At 59.2% G+C, this 453-nt stretch carries 1 pseudogene; it reads right to left on the bottom strand.

Annotated features, from left to right (window positions below):
- Positions 1-165: 165 nt before the first annotated feature.
- Positions 166-453 (bottom strand): annotated as a pseudogene (locus tag EN818_RS33340) (J domain-containing protein); the annotation flags it as partial.

The following is a 453-nucleotide window of genomic DNA, read 5'->3' as shown; positions in this document are numbered from 1 at the left end:
AACTGGACCAAGTGCATCGGCACCGACTGGGATTCACTCTCTCCCGCGGCTTCAAAGGGCTTGAGAGCATGACGCTTGCCGATAAGCCTCGCTTATGCGATCCGCGAGATAAGCGTGACCAGGAGTTGACCGAGCGGACTGGCCAAGGGCCTTGTTCGTTGAATGTTAGCTGGCCGTGCTCTCTAGCAGTCTTCTAGCGACCGGCCTAGCGTCCTGACGTTCCGAATAGGCGCGATCAATGCCTTGCACCGTGATCGCGAATGTCCCGTTCTCTGTCCTGCCGATGAAACCCTTCGCCTTAAGGTACCAGAGGTGGAATTCTAGGTGCTCGCGAGGGCAGCCCGACAGGCGCTCGAGCTCTTCGTCGCCGATGCCCGGATTGTTGACGGCTTGCCGCCGCTTCGCACAGAGCAGTGCGAGCACTCTTGCCTGGACGATCGTGTCCTTCTCAAC

This window comes from Mesorhizobium sp. M3A.F.Ca.ET.175.01.1.1, from assembly GCF_004791945.1.
Lineage (GTDB): Bacteria > Pseudomonadota > Alphaproteobacteria > Rhizobiales > Rhizobiaceae > Mesorhizobium.
This window is presented reverse-complemented; position numbering and strand designations above follow the sequence as displayed.